The sequence below is a fragment of the Streptococcus rupicaprae genome, from assembly GCF_040545225.1.
Taxonomy (GTDB): domain Bacteria; phylum Bacillota; class Bacilli; order Lactobacillales; family Streptococcaceae; genus Streptococcus; species Streptococcus rupicaprae.
On the sequence record NZ_JBEPLO010000010.1, the window covers coordinates 12,845 to 32,822 of the forward strand.

Annotated in this window: 17 protein-coding genes and 1 pseudogene; 10 read left to right on the forward strand and 8 right to left on the reverse strand. The window is 45.9% G+C overall.

Annotation, left to right across the window (positions count from 1 at the left end):
- Positions 1 to 44 precede the first annotated feature (44 nt).
- The 6 genes from ABID29_RS05420 to phoU all read left to right on the forward strand — a co-directional run bounded on the left by ABID29_RS05420 (position 45) and on the right by phoU (position 5,116).
- Positions 45 to 884 carry a phosphate ABC transporter substrate-binding protein PstS family protein gene (locus ABID29_RS05420; protein WP_435533152.1) on the forward strand — a complete coding sequence of 280 codons (840 nt, stop codon included), beginning with the start codon at positions 45 to 47 and terminating at the stop codon, positions 882 to 884.
- 9 nt (positions 885 to 893) lie between these two features.
- Complete coding sequence (gene pstC / locus ABID29_RS05425; RefSeq protein ID WP_354364955.1) at positions 894 to 1,829, forward strand: phosphate ABC transporter permease subunit PstC; 936 nt, start codon at positions 894 to 896, stop codon at positions 1,827 to 1,829.
- Positions 1,819 to 2,706 (forward strand): phosphate ABC transporter permease PstA, encoded by an 888-nt coding sequence (gene pstA, locus ABID29_RS05430; RefSeq protein ID WP_354364957.1) that lies wholly within the window; start codon positions 1,819 to 1,821, stop codon positions 2,704 to 2,706. Before pstC ends, pstA begins: the two co-directional genes overlap by 11 nt.
- A gap of 173 nt (positions 2,707 to 2,879) precedes the next feature.
- Complete coding sequence (pstB, locus tag ABID29_RS05435; RefSeq protein WP_354364959.1) at positions 2,880 to 3,683, forward strand: phosphate ABC transporter ATP-binding protein PstB; 804 nt, start codon at positions 2,880 to 2,882, stop codon at positions 3,681 to 3,683.
- Positions 3,684 to 3,691: 8 nt separating this feature from the next.
- On the forward strand, positions 3,692 to 4,450 hold the full coding sequence (gene pstB, locus ABID29_RS05440) for a phosphate ABC transporter ATP-binding protein PstB (RefSeq protein ID WP_354364960.1): 759 nt from the start codon (positions 3,692 to 3,694) through the stop codon (positions 4,448 to 4,450).
- A 12-nt stretch (positions 4,451 to 4,462) separates the two neighbouring features.
- Entirely contained in the window at positions 4,463 to 5,116 is a 654-nt protein-coding gene (phoU, locus tag ABID29_RS05445) for a phosphate signaling complex protein PhoU (RefSeq protein ID WP_354364961.1), read from the forward strand.
- Between the two features lie 209 nt (positions 5,117 to 5,325).
- Here phoU and ABID29_RS05450 read toward each other — a convergent pair whose 3' ends face one another.
- Positions 5,326 to 6,534 carry a cation diffusion facilitator family transporter gene (locus ABID29_RS05450; protein WP_354364962.1) on the reverse strand — a complete coding sequence of 403 codons (1,209 nt, stop codon included), beginning with the start codon at positions 6,532 to 6,534 and terminating at the stop codon, positions 5,326 to 5,328.
- A gap of 202 nt (positions 6,535 to 6,736) precedes the next feature.
- Here ABID29_RS05450 and pcrA point away from each other — a divergent pair, with 202 nt between their 5' ends.
- Together pcrA and ABID29_RS05460 are read left to right on the forward strand one after the other, a co-directional pair.
- Positions 6,737 to 8,998 carry a DNA helicase PcrA gene (gene pcrA / locus ABID29_RS05455; protein WP_354364963.1) on the forward strand — a complete coding sequence of 754 codons (2,262 nt, stop codon included), beginning with the start codon at positions 6,737 to 6,739 and terminating at the stop codon, positions 8,996 to 8,998.
- A gap of 221 nt (positions 8,999 to 9,219) precedes the next feature.
- A complete protein-coding gene (locus tag ABID29_RS05460) occupies positions 9,220 to 10,500 on the forward strand; it encodes an O-acetylhomoserine aminocarboxypropyltransferase/cysteine synthase family protein (RefSeq protein WP_354364964.1) in 1,281 nt (426 codons plus the stop codon).
- A gap of 231 nt (positions 10,501 to 10,731) precedes the next feature.
- Here the strand turns inward: ABID29_RS05460 and ABID29_RS05465 are convergent, their stop codons facing one another.
- From ABID29_RS05465 to ABID29_RS05490, 6 genes and pseudogenes are all read right to left on the reverse strand, one after another.
- Positions 10,732 to 11,490 carry an alpha/beta hydrolase gene (locus ABID29_RS05465; RefSeq protein WP_354364965.1) on the reverse strand — a complete coding sequence of 253 codons (759 nt, stop codon included), beginning with the start codon at positions 11,488 to 11,490 and terminating at the stop codon, positions 10,732 to 10,734.
- Positions 11,481 to 12,113 (reverse strand): MBL fold metallo-hydrolase, encoded by a 633-nt coding sequence (locus ABID29_RS05470; protein WP_354364966.1) that lies wholly within the window; start codon positions 12,111 to 12,113, stop codon positions 11,481 to 11,483. Before ABID29_RS05470 ends, ABID29_RS05465 begins: the two co-directional genes overlap by 10 nt.
- Before the next feature lie 3 nt (positions 12,114 to 12,116).
- A complete protein-coding gene (locus ABID29_RS05475) occupies positions 12,117 to 12,692 on the reverse strand; it encodes a beta-class carbonic anhydrase (RefSeq protein ID WP_354364967.1) in 576 nt (191 codons plus the stop codon).
- Positions 12,693 to 13,163: 471 nt separating this feature from the next.
- A complete protein-coding gene (locus tag ABID29_RS05480) occupies positions 13,164 to 14,405 on the reverse strand; it encodes an aminopeptidase (RefSeq protein ID WP_354364968.1) in 1,242 nt (413 codons plus the stop codon).
- Between the two features lie 257 nt (positions 14,406 to 14,662).
- Positions 14,663 to 15,916, reverse strand: a complete 1,254-nt coding sequence (locus ABID29_RS05485; protein WP_354364969.1) for a threonine/serine exporter family protein — start codon at positions 15,914 to 15,916, stop codon at positions 14,663 to 14,665.
- Between the two features lie 147 nt (positions 15,917 to 16,063).
- Positions 16,064 to 16,537 (reverse strand): annotated as a pseudogene (locus ABID29_RS05490) (IS110 family transposase); the annotation flags it as partial.
- 347 nt (positions 16,538 to 16,884) lie between these two features.
- Here ABID29_RS05490 and ABID29_RS05495 point away from each other — a divergent pair.
- Positions 16,885 to 17,802 carry an aldo/keto reductase gene (locus ABID29_RS05495; protein WP_354364970.1) on the forward strand — a complete coding sequence of 306 codons (918 nt, stop codon included), beginning with the start codon at positions 16,885 to 16,887 and terminating at the stop codon, positions 17,800 to 17,802.
- A 400-nt stretch (positions 17,803 to 18,202) separates the two neighbouring features.
- Positions 18,203 to 19,237, forward strand: coding sequence for a M42 family metallopeptidase (locus ABID29_RS05500; RefSeq protein ID WP_354365045.1), 1,035 nt, complete (start codon positions 18,203 to 18,205; stop codon positions 19,235 to 19,237).
- A gap of 63 nt (positions 19,238 to 19,300) precedes the next feature.
- On the opposite strand, the gene ABID29_RS05505 is transcribed toward ABID29_RS05500, so the two are convergent.
- Positions 19,301 to 19,879: a TetR/AcrR family transcriptional regulator gene (locus tag ABID29_RS05505; RefSeq protein WP_354364971.1), complete on the reverse strand. Its 579-nt coding sequence runs from the start codon at positions 19,877 to 19,879 to the stop codon at positions 19,301 to 19,303.
- Positions 19,880 to 19,978: the final 99 nt, after the last annotated feature.

A 19,978-nucleotide genomic window follows, 5' to 3' on the forward strand; every position in this document is an offset into this window, starting at 1 on the left:
CTAAGAAGGAGAAAAAAGTGAAAAAACGATATCCATTCGGACGCCTGGTCTTATTAGGATTGGCCAGCCTCAGTTTGACAGCCTGTGCTAGCTGGATTGACCGCGGCGAATCTATTACTGCGGTAGGCTCGACAGCCCTTCAACCCTTGGTTGAGGCAGCAGCTTATGAGTTTGGTCAGGACAATATCGGAAAGACCATCAATGTACAAGGTGGGGGTTCTGGAACAGGTTTATCACAGGTTCAGTCTGGTGCAGTCCAGATTGGCAACAGTGACCTTTTTGCTGAGGAAAAAGATGGCATCGATGCCTCTGCCCTAGTTGACCACCAAGTTGCTGTGGCAGGGATGGCTGTTATCGCGAATAGCAAGGTGACAGTTGATGATTTAACAACAGAAGAATTACAAAAGATTTTCACAGGAGAGATCACCAACTGGAAGGAACTGGGTGGTGAAGATTTAGAGATTTCCATCATCAACCGTGCGGCTAGCTCAGGTTCTCGAGCGACTTTTGACTCTATTATTATGGATGGCAAGTCGGCTAAGCAAAGTCAGGAGCAAGATTCCAACGGGATGGTTAAGTCTATCGTTGCGCAAACCCCCGGAGCCATTTCTTATTTGGCCTTTGCCTACGTGGATGATTCCGTTAAGAGCTTGAAGTTGAATGGCTTTGAAGCAACGGCTGAGAATGTCACGACTAACAATTGGCCACTATGGGCTTATGAGCATATGTATACGCAAAAAGAAATTGACAGTCTGACCCAAGAATTCATGGAATACATGATGAGCCAAGAAGTTCAAGAGGGGATCGTACCAACCATGGGTTATATTTCAATCAACGATATGAAGGTTGAGAAGACAGCTGACGGTCAGGTAAGACCCAAGTAAGGAGTAGAGATGAAAAATCAAGAATTAGCCAAACAGTTAACCACTCCCTCCAAGAATTCCCGTCTGGAGAAGTTTGGAAGGACGATTACTTTCTTCTGTTTGACGTTGATCGTTTTTGTAGTGGCCATGATCCTCATTTTTGTGGCTCAAAAAGGTTTATCGACCTTCTTTGTGAACAAGGTAAACCCCTTTGATTTCCTCTTTGGGAGCCAATGGCAGCCAGGGGTAAAGGATGCTAATGGTCAGCCTTATCTTGGGGCACTTCCGATGATTCTGGGGTCTTTTATTGTAACGATTTTGTCGGCCATTATTGCGACGCCTTTTGCGATCGGGGCTGCGGTCTTTATGACAGAAGTGTCTCCCAAGTATGGTGCTAAAATCCTTCAACCCGTTATCGAACTTCTGGTAGGGATTCCCTCGGTTGTTTATGGTTTTATCGGTTTGCAGGTAGTCGTGCCCTTTGTTCGGTCAATTTTTGGCGGCACAGGGTTTGGTATCTTGTCAGGGGTCTTTGTCCTCTTTGTCATGATCCTGCCGACGGTTACCTTTATGACCGTTGATAGCCTTCGTGCAGTGCCACGCCATTATAAGGAAGCCAGTCTCGCCATGGGAGCAACCCGCTGGCAGACAGTTTGGCGTGTTATTTTAAATGCGGCGCGTCCAGGGATTTTTACTGCAGTTATTTTTGGGATGGCGCGTGCCTTCGGGGAAGCCTTGGCGATTCAGATGGTGGTTGGTAACTCAGCCGTTATCCCGACCTCATTGACGACACCAGCGGCAACCTTGACATCGGTCTTGACCATGGGGATCGGAAATACGGTGATGGGAACTGTTCAAAATAACGTTCTTTGGTCCTTAGCCTTGGTCTTGCTCTTTATGAGTTTGGCATTCAATATGTTGATGAAATTGATTACGAGAGAGGGTAAGAAAAATTATGCACGCTAAAAAGATCGATAAAGTAGCTACTTGGGTGCTCTACAGCATTGCCACCATCATCGTCACGATTCTTACGTCCTTGATTCTCTTTATTTTGGCAAGGGGAATTCCTCATATCAGTTGGTCTTTCTTGACAGGCCAGTCCTCGTCTTATCAAGCTGGTGGTGGGATCGGGATTCAGCTCTATAACTCTTTCTTCTTGCTGGTTGTGACCTTGATCATCTCCATTCCTATTTCCATGGGAGCTGGGATTTACCTGGCTGAATATGCCAAAAAAGGGCCTTTGACAAACTTTATCAGAACCTGTATTGAGATTTTGTCTTCCTTACCGTCTGTGGTTGTCGGTCTCTTTGGTTATCTGATTTTTGTAGTCCAGTTCCAATATGGCTTTTCCATTATTTCAGGTGCCTTGGCCTTGACTGTTTTCAACTTGCCGCAGATGACACGGACAGTTGAAGATAGCTTGCGAAATGTCCACCATACCCAGCGTGAAGCGGGGCTAGCCTTGGGGTTGTCTCGTTGGGAGACGGTCCTACACGTGGTTATTCCAGAAGCCTTGCCAGGGATTGTCACAGGGATTGTCTTGGCTTCAGGGCGTATCTTTGGTGAGGCTGCGGCCTTGATCTACACGGCTGGTCAATCTGCTCCAGCCCTCGATTGGTCTAACTGGAATGTCCTCAGTGTCACCAGTCCGATTTCGATCTTCCGTCAGGCTGAGACCCTAGCGGTTCATATCTGGAAGGTCAATAGTGAAGGAACCATCCCAGATGCGGTTCAGGTTTCTGCGGGAAGTGCAGCAGTGCTTTTGATTTTCATCTTGATTTTCAACCTTTCTGCACGTTATATCGGTCAGACCTTATACAAGAAATTAACCTCAGCAGAATAATCTAAGAGCGTTGGCGCTAAGGTCATTTTCGGGGATAATCCTGAGGTGAGCTTTCAGGTGGCTAGGAGACGGTCCATCTGCAAGGCCAATATGGCCGAACTGTGAGTGTCGGAGAGAGAGTTTGAAAACGCCTCCGATGCCTTTCCCAACTCTTGTCAAACAAAGGAGAACTAATGGCGGATTACAATTGGAATGAACGGCATATCATTACCTTTCCAGAAGAAAAGGTGGCCCTTGAAACCAAGGATCTTCATGTCTACTATGGCCCTAATGAAGCCATCAAAGGCATTGATATGCAATTTGAAAAAAATAAAATTACGGCCTTGATTGGCCCATCAGGGTGTGGCAAGTCAACTTATCTCCGTAGCCTTAATCGGATGAACGATACCATTGACATCGCAAAAGTGACTGGAAATATTCTCTACGAGGGAATTGATGTTAACCGTCCAGACATGAATGTCTACGAAGTGCGCAAACACATCGGTATGGTGTTTCAGAGACCCAACCCGTTTGCCAAATCCATTTACAAGAATATCACCTTTGCCTACGAGCGCGCAGGGGTGAAGGATAAGCAATTCTTAGATGAGATTGTGGAAACCTCTCTTAAGCAGGCAGCCCTGTGGGACCAGGTTAAGGATGACCTTCACAAATCAGCCTTCACTCTTTCAGGCGGTCAGCAGCAACGGCTTTGCATTGCGCGTGCCATTGCGGTCAAGCCAGATATCTTGCTGATGGATGAACCAGCTTCAGCCTTGGATCCTATTTCAACCATGCAGCTGGAAGAGACCATGCTCGACTTGAAGAAGAACTACACCATCATCATCGTGACCCACAACATGCAACAGGCCGCTCGGGCCAGCGACTACACTGCCTTTTTCTACTTGGGAGATTTGATTGAGTATGACAAGACCATCAATGTCTTCCAAAATGCTAAGTTGCAGTCTACGTCAGACTACGTAACAGGCCGTTTCGGATAGGAGGAATCATGTCAGAATCTATTTTAAGTGTGAGAGACCTCTCGGTTTACTACCGGAAGAAAAAGGCTCTGGACAATGTGTCTATGGACTTTCAGGCCAATGAAATCACGGCTCTTATCGGCCCATCTGGATCAGGAAAATCGACACTTCTGCGGTCAATTAACCGCATGAATGACCTCAATCCTGAGGCCACGGTGACAGGCTCGGTGACCTATAACGGCCACAATGTTTACAGCCCTCGAACCGATACGGTAGACCTGCGTAAGGAAATTGGGATGGTTTTCCAACAACCCAACCCCTTCCCGATGACCATTTATGAGAACGTGGTTTATGGCCTTCGCCTGAAGGGCATCAAGGACAAGGCTGTCTTGGATGAAGTGGTCGAACGCTCTCTCAAAGGTGCCTCTATCTGGGAAGAAGTGAAGGACCGCCTCAACGACTCAGCCGTTGGCTTATCTGGTGGCCAGCAACAACGGGTCTGTGTAGCACGTGTCTTGGCAACCAGCCCAAAGCTCATTCTCTTAGACGAACCGACGTCAGCCCTTGACCCTATTTCAGCAGGTAAGATCGAAGAGACGCTCTATGAGTTAAAGAAGGATTACACCCTTCTTTTGGTGACACGCTCCATGCAGCAGGCGTCTCGGATTTCGGACCGCACGGGCTTTTTCCTTGGTGGGAAGTTGATTGAGTACGGGGAGACGCGCAAAATGTTCCTTAACCCACAGCATAAGGAAACAGAAGACTATATTACTGGTAAATTTGGTTAAAAGGAGATCGCTATGTTGAGAACACAATTTGAAGAAGAATTAGACAAGCTGCATAATCAGTTTTATGCTATGGGGACAGAGGTCCTGGCTCAAATCAACCGTACGGTTCGTGCCTTTGTCAGCCATGACCGCGAGTTGGCCCAAGAAATCATCGAAAAAGATGAAATCGTCAATAACTATGAAGTGAAACTTGAAAAGAAATCTCTGGAAATCATTGCCCTTCAACAGCCCGTTGCCCATGACCTTCGGACAGTTATCACCGTATTGAAGGCCTCGAGCGATGTGGAGCGGATGGGAGATCATGCCTTGTCGATTGCCCAGGCGACTATCCGAATGAAAGGCGAGGTTCGTCTGAAGGATGTAGAAGAAGAGATCAGCAAAATGGGACGTGCGGTTAAGCTCATGGTTGAAGAGACCATGCACGCCTATATCAAGGGTGACGATGAAAAGGCTAGAGAAATTGCAGCTTCGGATAAGGATATTGATGCGCATTACGATAGGATCCAAGCCTTAGCAATCGAGCGAATCAAGGAAAATCCAGAAGCTATCATTGCTGGTAAAGATTATTTCCAAGTCTTGACCTATCTGGAGCGTATTGGGGACTATGCGACAAACATCTGTGAGTGGGTGGTCTACCTGAAGACAGGGAAAATCATTGAGTTATAACTGGTCAACCAGCATAGTGTCTATGGGTTTACACGAAAAGAATTTATACTGAACGAAAGACAAAACCTGAATAAAGCAATGGTTATCAAGCAAGGATCTGTTTAAGATACATCAGCAAAAAAACTTTGAGAAAACCACTACGTTCAGATTTTGAATTTTAATGAGTATTATTAGAAAACCTGATAAAAAAGAACCACCTAGTGTCGAAGCTAGGTGGATTCTTTGTCTGTTAGGATAGGTGTGACTTGGTGAAAGACCAGTTGCCAATCCTCATGGCGACGCCAGAGCGAAGTGTGGGTATGGGGGCCTAACCTGTAATGGATTAGCATGCTTTTTTGGCTAATCGGGGTCATGCGAAATTGTCTGAGGGTCTCAGGCTGTTTTTGCTTTTCTGCCAGGTAAGCCAATTTGTTTAGGGTTCGTCCCCTGGCCTCAATGATGGCCAAGTCTTCTGATAATAGATCCTGCCACTGACCTTCTTCTGCTAGGATGTAGGATTCAAAACGGTAAAGTTTGTTAAAGACATTGTCTATAACTTCGTCCTCATCAATGGCCAAGGGTTCGACATGAATATCGATATCAAAGATCCCATATTTGATTTTGAGGAGGTCTTCGACTTGCTCGGTAACCTCATGACTCTCGTAGACAGAGAGATCGGGATGCATTTCAAGGACGATGTCAAGGTAGATGTTGCTGCCATAGCTCCGACCCCGAATAGCTTTGATAGATGAAATTTTGGGAAGTAGAAGGATATCCTGGCTGTATTTGGCCAAAAGTTGTTCGTCAAAACCATCTGATAGCGTAAAATAGGATTCCATAAAAATCCCATAAGCGGTTTTTAGGATCAGGCCGGTGATCAAAATAGCGGCGATTTTATCAATAATGGGAAGGTCATAGGCAGAGGCTAAGATGGCAATGCTGGCTCCGAGAGAGGTAAGGGCATCAGAGAGATTGTCCTTGGCGGCAGCTTTCAAGGCCTTGGAATGGACCTTTTTGGCCAGTTTGTTATTGTAGTGGTAAACGCTAAACATAATGAGGGCAGAAATGCCCCCGACCCAGGCGCCAAGAGGATCAACAGGCACGGTTTGCGGATTAAACAAACTCTGTATGGTTTTAAAGAGGACATCAAACCCAACGGCAAACATTAAAAAAGAAGTGACAAGACTAGTCAGGTCTTCGATTTTCCAATGCCCGAATTTATGATCGGTATCAGCTGGCCGTCGGGCTAGTCTTAGACCAATCAAGACAGCCAAATTGGCAAGGATATCACTCATATTGTTAAAGCCATCTGCCATCAAGGAAGCGGAATGAAAGAGATTTCCTGCACTTACCTTAACAATTGAGAGTAAAATATAAGAAGTAATGCCAATCAGGGCGCCGCGCTCTGCCAGTTTGAGATTAGTAGTGGCTTGGTTCATAGATGATTCTTTCTAGGATAGTGTGTTCTTATTATAACTAAGATAAGGCATTTTTTCAAATCTTCTTGGTCGAGAATTTTGACGGATAAGTTGACACCTACACATGTTAGGAGGGTTATTAGTTGCGTATGGATAACAGGAGAGGCCTTTGAGAGGGGATTTTATGATATAATGGAAGGGTTAGAACAGAAAGTGAGACGATATGCATTCTTTATTAAAAGGTATGAACGATAGACAGGCAGAAGCTGTGCAGACAACTGAAGGCCCTCTCTTAATCATGGCGGGGGCCGGATCAGGTAAGACTCGGGTCTTGACCCATCGGATTGCCTACTTGATTGATGAAAAGATGGTTAACCCTTGGAATATCCTGGCTATCACCTTTACCAATAAGGCGGCTCGGGAGATGAAGGAACGGGCCATGGCCCTCAATCCAGCTACTCAGGACAGTCTGATTGCGACCTTCCACTCCATGTGCGTGCGGATTTTGCGTCGTGATGCAGACCATATAGGCTACAATCGCAACTTTACCATTGTTGACCCTGGTGAGCAGCGGACGCTGATGAAGCGTATTCTAAAAAATCTCAATCTTGACCCTAAGAAGTGGAGCGAACGCTCTATTTTGGGAACGATTTCCAATGCCAAGAATGACCTGATTGATGAAGTGGCTTATGAGAACCTGGCAGGCGATCTCTACACGCAGATCGTCGCCAAGTGCTATAAGGCTTACCAGAAAGAACTCCGCCAATCAGAAGCGGTGGATTTTGATGACCTGATCATGCTGACCCTGCGTCTCTTTGACCAGCATCCTGATGTGTTGACCTATTACCAGCAGCGCTATCAGTATATCCATGTGGATGAGTACCAGGATACCAACCATGCCCAGTACCAGCTGGTCAAGCTCTTGGCTTCGCGTTTTAAAAATATTTGCGTGGTCGGAGATGCGGACCAGTCTATTTATGGCTGGCGAGGGGCGGATATGCAGAATATCCTCGATTTTGAAAAGGACTATCCAGAAGCCAAGGTCGTGCTCTTGGAGGAAAATTACCGGTCAACTAAGACGATCTTGCAGGCAGCCAATGAGGTGATTCAGAATAACCGCCAGCGTAGGCCAAAGAAACTTTGGACCCAAAACCCAGAAGGCGAAGCTATTACTTATTACCGCGCCAGCGATGAGCAGGATGAAGCGGTCTATCTTGTGCGAACCATTGATGATTTGATGCGGCAAGAGCAGTTCCGTTACCGAGATTTTGCCGTTCTTTATCGAACCAATGCCCAGTCACGGACGGTGGAAGAAGCCCTGCTCAAGTCTAATATGCCTTATACCATGGTTGGGGGCACCAAGTTCTACAGCCGTAAAGAAATCCGTGACCTCATCGCCTACCTCAATAGCATTGCTAATCCTGCTGATAATCTCAGCTTTGAACGCATCATCAACGAACCCAAACGCGGTGTTGGCCCTGGAACGCTTGAGAAGCTCCGCCATTTTGCCAACCAGGAAGGGATTTCTCTTTTGGAAGCCAGCCAGAATATTTTGCTATCGCCAATCAAGGGCAAGGCTGCTGGAGCGATACAGGAATTGGCCACTATTTTGGGGAATTTGCGCCAAAAATTGGACCAATTGATGATAACGGAATTGGTGGAACTGGTCTTGGATCTAACAGGCTATGCACAGGCGCTGGCTATTCAACAGACTCCGGAAAGCGAAAACAGGCTTGAGAACATCCAAGAATTCCTCTCTGTAACCAAAAACTTTGACGAAAAGCAAGGTTCAGAAGAAGAAGCTGGTCTTGAGAAGCTGAGCCGTTTCCTCAATGATCTGGCCCTCATTGCCGATACAGATGATGGCGAGGTAGAGTCAGATGAGATTACCCTGATGACCCTCCACGCTGCCAAAGGTTTGGAGTTTCCGGTTGTTTTCGTAGTTGGGATGGAAGAGGATGTCTTTCCGCTCAGTCGGGCCAAGGAAGATGAAGATGAGCTAGAAGAAGAGCGCCGCTTGGCCTATGTCGGCATTACACGCGCTGAACAACGGCTTTATCTGACCAATGCCAATTCTCGCCTCCTCTTTGGCCGGACTAACTATAACCGCCCTAGCCGTTTCTTGGTTGAGATTTCTAACGATCTGCTGGACTACCAAGGCTTAGCAAGACCAGAGCAGACCAGTTTCAAGGCCGCCTATGTCGATGGCAGGGCTGCTAAGTTTGGCCAAGGGATGAGCCTGGCTCAGGCCCTTCAGACCCGCAAGGCGCAGGCAACATCTCAACTGTCTTTCCTTGGGGCGAATTCCCAGACAAAACCTAGCATCGATTGGCAGATTGGTGACACTGCCCACCATAAAAAATGGGGAGATGGCATAGTCCTTGAAGTATCGGGCAGCGGTCAAGCGCAAGAATTGAAAATCAATTTCCCAGAAGTAGGTCTCAAAAAACTCTTGGCCAGTGTTGCTCCGATTGAGAAGAAGTAAAGCAAACGTCAAAATGCCCACCGTGATCGTAGAGGAATCCTGGTGGGCGATCTTGTTTTAGATTGAGAGGTTTAAAGGAAAAGAACGATACTGATTAAGCCTTCTTGGAGCTAGGTCAAGCACTTATAGTCAGAAACTATCTTGTCCTAGTCAGAAAGACTATTGGACAACAGGGCTGAAAAGGATTACACTAGAAAAAAACATTTTATAAGGAGGCCCTTATGACACGACAGTTTCATTTTGAAACCCTGCAATTGCATGCTGGCCAGCCAGTTGATCCCACGACAAAATCACGGGCTGTTCCGATTTACCAGACCAGCTCCTTTGTCTTTGATAGCGCCCAGGATGCTGAGGATATTTTTGCCCTGCGCCAGCCAGCTAATATCTATACGCGTATCACCAACCCGACTACAGCTGTTTTAGAAGAGCGTTTGGCTATTTTAGAAGGTGGCGTAGGAGCCCTTGCAACTTCGTCTGGGATGGCAGCGATTACCTATACAGCTTTGGCCTTGGCCCATGCTGGCGATCATATCGTAGCATCAAGCACCATCTACGGTGGTAACCACAATCTCTTTCATGCTACCCTGCCAAGATACGGCATCACAACAACTTTTGTCGACATCGATGATTTTGAGGCGATCGAGTCAGCCATCCAAGAAAACACCAAGTTTCTCTTTGCAGAGACTATTGGCAACCCTCTGGGCAATGTAGCAGACCTTGAGCGCTTGGCAGAGATTGCCCATGCGCATCAGATTCCTCTAGTCGTGGACAATACCTTTGCAACTCCTTATCTGATCAATGTTTTCTCCCATGGGGTGGATATTGCCATTCACTCGGCAACCAAGTTTATCGGCGGTCACGGAACTTCCATCGGAGGAATTATCGTTGATTCAGGGCAATTCGACTGGGAAGCCTCTGGAAAATTTGCCCAGTTTGTCGAAGAAGACCCGACCTACCATAATTTGAGCTACACCCGCGATGTTGGCAAGGCAGCCTTCATAACAGCTGTCAGGACCCAACTCTTGCGAGACACAGGAGCCTGCCTATCCCCGTTTAATGCCTTCTTGCTCTTGCAGGGCTTAGAGACCCTGTCTCTTCGGGTGGAACGCCATGTTGAGAATGCTTCCAAGCTGGCGAATTTCTTAGAAAACCATCCAAAGATTGAATCTGTGAACTACGCAAGCTTACCGTCTAGCCCCTACTATGAGCGGGCGCAGAAATATCTGCCAAGAGGAACCAGCTCTATTTTCACGGCCCAAGTCAAAGGAGGAGCAGAGCTTGCCCGCCAAGTAATCGATCAATTGGAACTCTTTTCAGATCTTGCGAATGTGGCAGATGCCAAGTCACTGGTCATCCATCCAGCCACAACGACCCATAGTCAGATGGATGAGGCGGCTTTACAGGCTGCAGGTATTACCCCAAATCAAATCCGTATCTCAGTAGGCCTGGAAAATATAGATGATTTGATTGAAGATTTCCGTTTAGCCTTGGAAAAGATTTAAGTGAGTTAGCTGATTGACAGTAGCTCAGTAACTACTGATGGTTAATGTGAAAAAGCCACACTATGATTTTTATCTTGAGAATATTCAAGACCAAAAATCTAGTGTGGTATTTTTTGTTAGAAGATAGGTTATTTATCTCTTTTTGAGACGGGGTTATTGGTTTACTTTTTCTTGTCCTTAAGGCATTAGAAACCCAATTTGCTTCCTTTATGTAAAATTAGATTAAAAGATTTATTGATGATAATTTTGAATGAAATCATGAATCGTTTGAGTGACTAAATCCTGCTGTTGTTGAGGGGAAATGCTTGCTTGCCCATCTCCAGATTGTTGACCATAAAGGCCGAAGCCACTGTGGTTACCGCCTTCTAGCGTGACATAGCGCGCTTTTTTTGGAAGGTAAGGTTTGCTGTTTTCATATTGTTGCCAGTTTAGGATCTGATCCTGGCTGGCGGTTATGGAGAGAAGAGCGAGATGCTCAGCGCTTGATAAATCTAGGCCTGGAGCAGGATAGCTGGCTAGTAAAATCAGACCTGAAACAGCTGACTGCCCTTCTGAACTATCCTTAGCAGCCACGACACCGCCAAGGGAATGGCCGATTAGATAGACAGACTGGAGATTTTTCTCCTCAATCAACTTAAGAGCTTGGCCCTGTCTCAAAATAGGGAGATTGAGCGGGGAGTGGAGCAGGTACACAGGATAGTCCTTCTCAGCCAATTCTTGGGCTAAATAGCTGTAGGAGCGACTGTCTACCAAACCGCCACCATAGATGATGAGGCTTTCTTTCGCATGGTTTGATGACTCAGGCTCGAAGTAGCTATAGCTACCTGTTTGAGTGTGGGCTTTTTCTAATCTTTCATAGGCCAGGGCTGTCGGCCGGTAAGTTTTGACAGTCAGGAAAACATAGCCGATCAGTAACAGGCTCAAAAAGAGGCTCACCAAGATTAGACCCCATTTTCGAGCTTTTTTTGAAAAATTCTCTCTTAAAACCATGGGTTAAAGGCCTTTTCGTAACCGATCGTAGTACTTTGACCATGTCCAGGATGGACAACATAGTCATTCGGAAGGGTGAAGAGTTCTGTTTGAATGCCTGCTTTTAACAGGTTAAGGTCACCAGTGTAGAGATCTGTTCGACCGATACTGCCCTTAAAGAGGGCGTCACCAGTAATCACCAATGCCTCCTGATCAAAGACAAAGGAAACACCTCCGATAGAATGTCCAGGTGTTGGGCGGACTTCAAATGCAAACCCTTCCATCTGGTAGGGCTTATGGAGCTCAAAGATCTTTTCAGCAGGTCTTAATATGACATTTTGCATATCATCGTGTCTTGGAAGGCCAGAAAGGTTGAGCTCAGGAGTGAATAGCCAATCAGCTTCTTCTTTAGCCACATAAACAGGTGGTTGGTTGAAATGATCACGCACAAGATCGACACTCATGATATGGTCATAATGGGTGTGAGTGAGCAGAATAGCTGCTAATGGTTTTCCAAGCTCTTGTAACTTACTAGAAATTTTTGCCCAATCACTGCCTGGATCAACGATGAGCAGATGGGTCTCATTTTCTAAAATATAGGTATTTTCTCCAGCAACTTCGTTGACAATTTTGATGATATTCATATCTTATCCTTTCACATTTTGGTAGCCATCAACAACTAAATCGAGAGCACCTGTTTCTGAATCAATAACCAGTCCATGAACCGGGACATCAGAAGGTAGTAGAGGATGATTTTTGACCAAGTTGACATCGTGTTTGACGGATTGGAACACGTTGCTGAACCCACGAAGCCAGCGCTCAAAGTCGATGCCTGTATATTGAATCAGATCAAGATCTTTTTGGTCAATCCCTCTATCCAACATAGTATGAATCATTTTTTCAGTGTTGACCTTGCTCATGCCACAATCTTTGTGGCCCATAATGATAATTTCATCAGCTTTGAGTTCATAAACGGCTACAATTAAGCTACGCATCACTGAACCAAAGGGATGACTGATTAGGGCACCAGCATTTTTAATTATTTTAGCCTCTCCGCTAGTTAAGTTAAGGGCTTTATGAGCTAACTCCACTAAACGGTCATCCATACAGGTGACCACAACGACATTTAGGTCTCTCGTTTTTTCAGGTTTGGTATAGGTCAAGAAGAGTTCTTGTTCCACAAACTTCTCATTATAAGAAAGTATTTCAGCTAGTAACGACAATTGATGCTCCTTTGCAGTAGGGTGTTGATTGAATGGAGGAATAGACTTGCTGGTCCAGTCTCTAACAGAAATATCCAGCAGAATGGTAAAGTTAGCAGTCCTTGGAAAGCGTCTGCAAAATGTGGCCTATTTTATACCCAGATCCCTTGCTGTGGTAGTTGCTCTAAGCTCAATTAACAGTTTTACATATAATCGAATTGATCTAAAAAGAGCTGAAGCTCAATCAGTTATCTCCATAGTAGATAACAAGTAGGCAAACGATGCAACACATGATTGTGACGATGGCTACTAGAGAGACAGTGCAAACTGCCATCTAGCCTGTTTCTATTTTTACTAGGATAACCAAACTAGCCACTCCCAAGTTTTCGGTTATAAAGCTTGGAAGTGGCTAGTCAAATGCTTAGCTGACGGGAATAGGTGTTGTTAGGGGGCTTATGATAGCTTTACCAACAGGACTGACTGGCTAGCAGTTTAAAAGGCCCAATTACCATTGCGGAAGACGGGTTCGCGGGTACCATCTTCGAGGATACCATCAATAGACATGTCTGCACAACCAATCATGAAATCCACGTGGGCTGTAGAGTAGTTGATGCCTGCAGCTGCAATTTCTTCAGCCGTCATATCACCTCCTCCTTCAATATTAGTAGGGTAAGCAGCACCTAAGGCAACGTGATTGGCTGCATTTTCATCATAGAGCGTATTGAAGAAGAGCAGGCCTGAGTTGGAGATTGGAGAGTCATGTGGCACGAGGGCAACTTCACCGAGGTAACGCGAGCCTTCATCGTGCTCAATCAAGCCTTTCAAGACATCGTACCCTTGTTCACATTCAAAATCAACGACAGCACCGTCCTTGAAGTGGAGTTTGAAGTTATCAATAATTGTTCCGTTGTAAGAGAGTGGTTTTTTGTTGGAAACATAGCCGTTCACGGCAGTTTTCTCAGCCGCTGTGAAGACTTCTTCAGTTGGCATGTTTGGAATAAAGGCAGCGCCTTTTTCATTGTGTGCACCAGCAGCTACCCAGAGATGGGTTTTTGGCAATCCAATGGTCAAATCCGTTCCTTCAGCTGTGTAGTGAAGAGCCTTGTAGTGCTTCTGGTTGAGATAGCTTGCTTTTTCGGTTAGACGCGCACGGTGCTCTTTCCATTCTGTCACAGGGTCTGGGACATTGATTCGAGTTGCTTCCAGCATGGCATCCAATAATTTAGCAACCGCCGTTTCTTCATCAGCTTCGTCTGGGAAGACCAACTTAGCCCAGCCTGGAGAAGGATAAGCAGCAATGGTCCATGAGTTTTTATCTGTCATAGTGCGTGAGCGATAGTACTGGAAACTTTCCCCAATTGCTTTTGCGCGTGCGCTCAATTTCTCAGAATCAATGCCAGCCATGAGGTCTGGTGCAGAAGACACGATGTGGATAAAGACAACATTGTCGTCCAAGTAGAAATTACGTTCATCAACCGCATATTGAGGGACTTCTGAGAAGTAGTCAATTGGCTGGTATTCAGCGCCCAGACGGGCAATGCGGTCATCGGTCATTTTGACATGAACATCCGCAGCGCCGAGTTTGTAAGCTTCCTCGACAATCAAGCGAATCAAGGGAAGGGCATCTGTGGTACAGTTGATCCAAACCCGTTGGCCTGGTTGAACGTTAGCACCCACTTGGGTGATTACTTGGGCGTATTTATGTAAACGTGCGTCAATTTGTGACATAGTCATCTCCTTCTTCGGGCAGGGCCCATTTATTCAAATTAGATACTTTCTATTTTACCATAAAATGACTTTATTTTCAGAATAAAGTTTGAAATCCTGATAAAAGCTCCGTTCCCAAAAAGAAGCGGAGCTGTTTATCCTAAAAGAAAATCAAAATCTGAATAATCTAGTGGGCATCAAGCAAAGATCTGTTTAATTGAGACATCAGTAAAAACAAATCTTCGAGAAAGTTGCTTATTTCAGACTTTTATTTTTGATAAGTATTAGGCTTGTTTTCTGATGGTTCGTGTAATCCAACGTCTCAGCGGGAGCTGTTGGACGATAGCGATAGCGATGGTAATGGTGAAGGCGGTAATAAAGCTACTGCGGATATGATTTATGGCTAACTCATCTGATCCCGTGATGAAGAAGTAGACTGCCCGGTAAAAACTGAGTCCAGGAATCAGGGGAAACATGCTCGTGGATAGAAAAATCGTTGCAGGGCTCTGCCTTTTCACTGCTAAAATGCGAGACATGAGGACTACCATCAAGGCAGGGATGAAAATAGCTAGCGCTTCAATGTGAAAGCTATGCCAGAGGATGCGGTAGAGGCCCCAAGTAGCCCCACCGAGAAGGCCTAAATCCAGACAATAGCGCTTAGGAGTATGGTAGAGGATGGCAAAAGCAACGGTACCAATCCCAGCGGCCAAGGTTTGGACCACTAAGCCAGATAGGCTTAGCTCTGTCAGAGAAAAGCTGCTGGTCATCTGCTCGGCAAAGGGCAGAAAGCCAATGGTGACAGCAACTCCCACCGAAATGGAAATGCAGGTCAAAAGGGCTGACATAGACAGGGCCAGTCCTGTGAAATAATTGTTCTGGGAAAATTCACGGATGGCATTGACAAAGAAGGCACCTGGAATCAAGACCATCAAGGTCCCCAAGATAATCAAGCTACAGTGCTGACCTAGACCCCAAAAGTAGAGCAAATTAGCCGACAAGGAGACTAAACTGGCCCCGAAGATATTGAGCAAGAACTTGGTCTGAATGTAGGGGGCAATCAGCTGGATCAATATTCCCAAGAACCCACCTGACAGGGCGGACGCGAGGGAGTCCATGCCTGTGCTTCCTAGAGCAAGGGAAAAGCCACCTGCACCCACAAAATAGGCAGCGACGACCTGCCAGAAACCATAATCTTGCTGGGTTTCGATTTTTCGCAAGGCCCAGTCTACCTCTACTAGGGAGGCGTCGCCAGCCTCAACCATACGTCGGGAAAGAGCATTAACCGCCTCTAGTTTTCCGAGATTGATGCTGGTCTCAGGGACTGTTGTGGTCCGTGCTTCTGAAAATCCTTTGGGATTTAAGGCGGAGGCGACAACGGCCCGATTGACCACATAGGAGTCAAATTGCTGGAGACCTAGGGAGCCTGCCATCTTGCTCATGGTTTCTTCGACACGGTAGATTTCTGCTCCAGATTCCACCAAAATACGGCCAGCTCTGAGGATGGCGTCCATCTCTGAATAGGTTTGACTTTGTTTCATAGAATCTTCCTTTACTGTCTCTATTATACGCCCTCAGGGCTACCATTTCAAGAGGAAGGGAAGACCTTGTACACTGTCCGCATGAAGAAAATACATGCAACCATTTTCCAGCTGCATGTATTTTTTCAAAAAAATTCTTGAAAATAATTCCGACTCTGGGAAAGTGACCTGCAAGACCTTGTGCAGACGATTCTTAGTTCTAACAATGTCCTCAGTCAAGTTCTGATAGAAACGGCTTAAATCACGCAGGTCTTGATAGACTTCTTCCTGCACATAGGTTGGTTTACGATTCAGCACAAACTGAGATTTAGCCAGTTTTTCAGCGTCAATCTTATCTGTTTTACGGACGCGCAAGCTGTCCAGTTGCTTCTTAGCTTCCAGAGGATTTAGCCGTGTATAAGCGTAGCCATTTTCCTCAAGAAAAGCCTGAAGACGGCGGGAGTAGACGCCTGTCGCCTCGAAGACAATCTCAGGGTTATGGACAGTTTTCAAGTCACCAAGCAACCTAGTAAAACCGATGGCATCGTTGGGCATGGTGTAGCCGTGAACCTTCTCACCATTGACCAAAATGGCCACTTCTGAACTTGATTTACTCACATCAATTCCAAATACTGCTCGCATCGTGTTACCTCTTTTGTCTTGAATGATTCCTTGTTTCAGTGATGTCATTTTCAATACACGACGTCTTGCGTCCCACATACTTTGATAACATTCTCCCTAAAACAGGTGTCTTGCCAGTTTTTATTGCGATGTCTAGCGTCAAAAAGTCCCGCGACTTAACAAGACACCTCTTTAACATAAAGAAAAAGTAGTGAGTACTTTCTCCCGTCGGAGATTTCTTCACTACTAATCTTAGTATGTTTTTTTGCTTTCACAAAAATTTCTTCGAATCATGATTTACAACTGTCTTTTGACCTTTTTTATGTTAAAATGAAAGAAAACCATTCCACCGTAAAAAGGAGACAAGTATGGAAACAGTCAATCTTGGACAATCTGACCTTCAAGTGTCACGTTTATCTCTGGGCTGCATGCGGATGGCTGGCCTTGATTTGGAAGCTGCTAAAGAAGTGATTCAGACCAGCCTTGATTTGGGCATCAATTTCTTTGACCATGCAGATATTTATGGCGGCGGCCAGTCTGAAAGGATTTTTGGCCAGGCTATTAAGGAGCTAGGCATCAAGCGTGAAGAGATTATCTTGCAGTCCAAATGTGGCATTCGTCGTGGCTTCTTTGATTTTTCGAAAGATTACATCTTACAATCAGTGGATGGCATCTTGGAGCGCCTGCAAACAGACTATCTGGATGTTTTGGTACTCCATCGCCCTGACACGCTGTTTGAACCAGAGGAAGTCGCAGAAGCCTTCAGGGAACTTAAAGCGAGTGGCAAGGTTCGACACTTTGGGCTTAGCAATGTCAACCCCTATCAAATTGAGCTTCTTCAAAACTACCTGGATGAACCCCTCTTGGCTAACCAGTTGCAGCTGAGCCTTGCTCACACGCCGATGATCGATGCGGGCTTGCAGGTCAATATGTTGACAGATGGCGGTGTGAACCGTGACGGCAGTGTGCTGGAATATTGCCGCCTGAAAAACATCACGATTCAAACCTGGTCGCCCTTCTTAATCGGTCTTGATAAGGGAACCTTCTTTGATCATCCCGATTATGAGGCTTTGAACGAGACTTTGGTGGAAATGGCAGCTGAAAAAGAGGTTTCTCCAGAAGCGATTGCCATCGCTTGGATTTTGCGTCATCCTGCTAAAATGCAGGCCATTATTGGGTCTATGAAGCCAGAGCGCTTGAAAAAAATTGCTCCAGCCTGTGAGGTTGACCTGACTCGTGAAGAATGGTATAAGCTCTACCTCTCAGCAGGTAATTTCCTGCCGTAGAAGTATGCTGGAAAAGTTTTCTATCCTAGACTTGCAACCCAGCCAATTTTACCTGTCTGAGACTAAACTTCAAGCGGTTAGAGCCTGGTTTGACCCTCAGGATTTGACCAATTTTGACCCCATTTCAATCAAACAGTTGGATGGGGAATGGATTGTGGTGGATGGTCACTCAAGATTGTTTGTGGCCTATCAAGAGGGTTTGACCCATTTGCCAGTTGTTCTGGAAGAGGAAGACTGGAACTGGGACTTTTACCGCTTTTGCACTGAGGCCACCAAGGCAAAAGGGATCTCAACCATTGCTGATTTATGGACACACATTTTGCCGCAAGAGGCTTATGAGACAGACTGGATCGGCTGGTGTCAAACGGTACATGACCAGCATTTTTCAAAAAGGAGTACAATGAACACAATTGACTACATTACAAAACTGACGACAACCCCATCACCGACAGGATTTACCAAGGAAATCATGGACTATGTCGTGACTGAGACCCAAAACATGGGCTATGCTCCCATCAAGACGCCTAAAGGCGGTGTCCTGGTGACTGTCAAGGGGCAAAATGATAACCAGCATCGCTTTATCACAGCCCACCTAGATACCTTGGGGGCGATGGTGCGTGCAATCAAACCAGATGGTCGCCTCAAGATGGACTTGGTGGGTGGCTTTGTCTACAATGCCATTGAGGGGGAAAATTGCACCATCCATGTGGCAAAGACTGGCAAGACCATTTCAGGCACCATGCTCATGCATCAGACCAGTGTTCACGTTTACCGCGATGCCGGGACAGCTGAACGCAACCAGGCAAACATGGAAGTCCGTTTGGATGAAAGAGTGACAAGTGCTGAAGAAACGCGGGCCTTAGGAATCGAAGTCGGTGATTTCATCTCCTTTGACCCTCGGACTCTAGTGACTGAAAATGGCTTTATCAAGAGTCGGCACTTGGACGACAAGGTCAGCGCAGCCATCATGCTCCACCTGCTGAAAATCTATCAAGAAGAAGGCATTGAACTGCCTTATACGACCCATTTTTATTTCTCCAATAATGAGGAAATCGGCTATGGCGGCAATTCCAATATTGATGCCAAGGTGGTCGAGTACCTGGCCGTTGACATGGGGGCTATGGGTGATGACCAGCAGACAGACGAGTACACCGTATCTATCTGCGTTAAGGACGGTTCAGGTCCTTACCATTATGAGCTTCGCCAGCATTTGGTTGCCCTCTGTGAAAGCAAGGGCATCCCTTATAAATTAGACATTTACCCTTACTACGGAAGCGATGCTTCAGCAGCTATGCGAGCGGGCGCAGATGTGCGTCATGCCCTCTTGGGGGCTGGCATTGAGTCCAGCCACTCTTACGAGCGGACCCATGTTGATTCGGTCGATGCGACTGAGCGTTTGGTGGATGCCTACCTCAGGAGCGGGATGATTGAATAGGAACGAACTAGCTCTTCCAAAAACAAAAAAGGATTGGTCCCTTCATAACAAAGGGCCAATTCTTTATTTTTTTCTATGAAAGAAGGGGAGGCCTAAGTTTGCCATTTTTTCTTCGGAGACCTTCATGCCATCTGAGACCCATTTGGCTAGGGTTGAGACAATGGCAGAGCTCCAAAAGGAGTTGGTGTAATCTGTTTCCTTATTCTCTTCGCCGGCATTATCTGTTTCTTCCCTGCCGCTTAAAAAATCAGACAGCATGGTACTCAGGCGCTTTTCAAAATTATAGCGAAAGGCAATCTGAAAGAGCTTAGCTTCCTTTTTGGCTTCCTTAAACAGGGTCAACCAGGAATTATCCTGACCCTGCTTCTTAGAACTGGAACGCATTTCCTTAAAGATACGGCGAATCACCTTTTCAAACATCTCTTCCAACAGCTGTTCCTTGGACTGATAGTTGCGGTAAAAGGCGTTGCGGGAGACTCCGGCTTTTTGGACCAATTCAGACACGGAAATCTTAGCAAGTTCCTTTTTTTCTAAGAGAAATAGCAGAGCTGTTTCAAGCGATTCGCGCGTTAACTGATTGGCCTCTTGGTTAAACGGTTGGAGGTGCTGTGTCGATTTTTGAGGTATTTTTTGATCAGGCATGACACTTCCCTTTCTTTTGTGACATCAAAAGTAGTTTCTACTGTCCAAAATGCGGAGGACATGATATAATTTTAATGATAAAGACCCTAAATGTCAAAC

What these genes read in the sequence shown, in the direction of transcription:
- ABID29_RS05465 (WP_354364965.1), bottom strand. Translation starts at nt 11,490, where the DNA reads ATGGTTTTAAGAGAGAATTTTTCAAAAAAAGCTCGAAAATGGGGTCTA.
- ABID29_RS05500 (WP_354365045.1), top strand. Translation starts at nt 18,203, where the DNA reads ATGAACACAATTGACTACATTACAAAACTGACGACAACCCCATCACCG.
- pstC (WP_354364955.1), top strand. Translation starts at nt 894, where the DNA reads ATGAAAAATCAAGAATTAGCCAAACAGTTAACCACTCCCTCCAAGAAT.
- phoU (WP_354364961.1), top strand. Translation starts at nt 4,463, where the DNA reads ATGTTGAGAACACAATTTGAAGAAGAATTAGACAAGCTGCATAATCAG.
- ABID29_RS05470 (WP_354364966.1), bottom strand. Translation starts at nt 12,113, where the DNA reads ATGAATATCATCAAAATTGTCAACGAAGTTGCTGGAGAAAATACCTAT.
- pstB (WP_354364960.1), top strand. Translation starts at nt 3,692, where the DNA reads ATGTCAGAATCTATTTTAAGTGTGAGAGACCTCTCGGTTTACTACCGG.
- ABID29_RS05485 (WP_354364969.1), bottom strand. Translation starts at nt 15,916, where the DNA reads ATGAAACAAAGTCAAACCTATTCAGAGATGGACGCCATCCTCAGAGCT.
- pcrA (WP_354364963.1), top strand. Translation starts at nt 6,737, where the DNA reads ATGCATTCTTTATTAAAAGGTATGAACGATAGACAGGCAGAAGCTGTG.
- ABID29_RS05480 (WP_354364968.1), bottom strand. Translation starts at nt 14,405, where the DNA reads ATGACTATGTCACAAATTGACGCACGTTTACATAAATACGCCCAAGTA.
- ABID29_RS05505 (WP_354364971.1), bottom strand. Translation starts at nt 19,879, where the DNA reads ATGCCTGATCAAAAAATACCTCAAAAATCGACACAGCACCTCCAACCG.
- ABID29_RS05460 (WP_354364964.1), top strand. Translation starts at nt 9,220, where the DNA reads ATGACACGACAGTTTCATTTTGAAACCCTGCAATTGCATGCTGGCCAG.
- ABID29_RS05495 (WP_354364970.1), top strand. Translation starts at nt 16,885, where the DNA reads ATGGAAACAGTCAATCTTGGACAATCTGACCTTCAAGTGTCACGTTTA.
- ABID29_RS05450 (WP_354364962.1), bottom strand. Translation starts at nt 6,534, where the DNA reads ATGAACCAAGCCACTACTAATCTCAAACTGGCAGAGCGCGGCGCCCTG.
- pstA (WP_354364957.1), top strand. Translation starts at nt 1,819, where the DNA reads ATGCACGCTAAAAAGATCGATAAAGTAGCTACTTGGGTGCTCTACAGC.
- pstB (WP_354364959.1), top strand. Translation starts at nt 2,880, where the DNA reads ATGGCGGATTACAATTGGAATGAACGGCATATCATTACCTTTCCAGAA.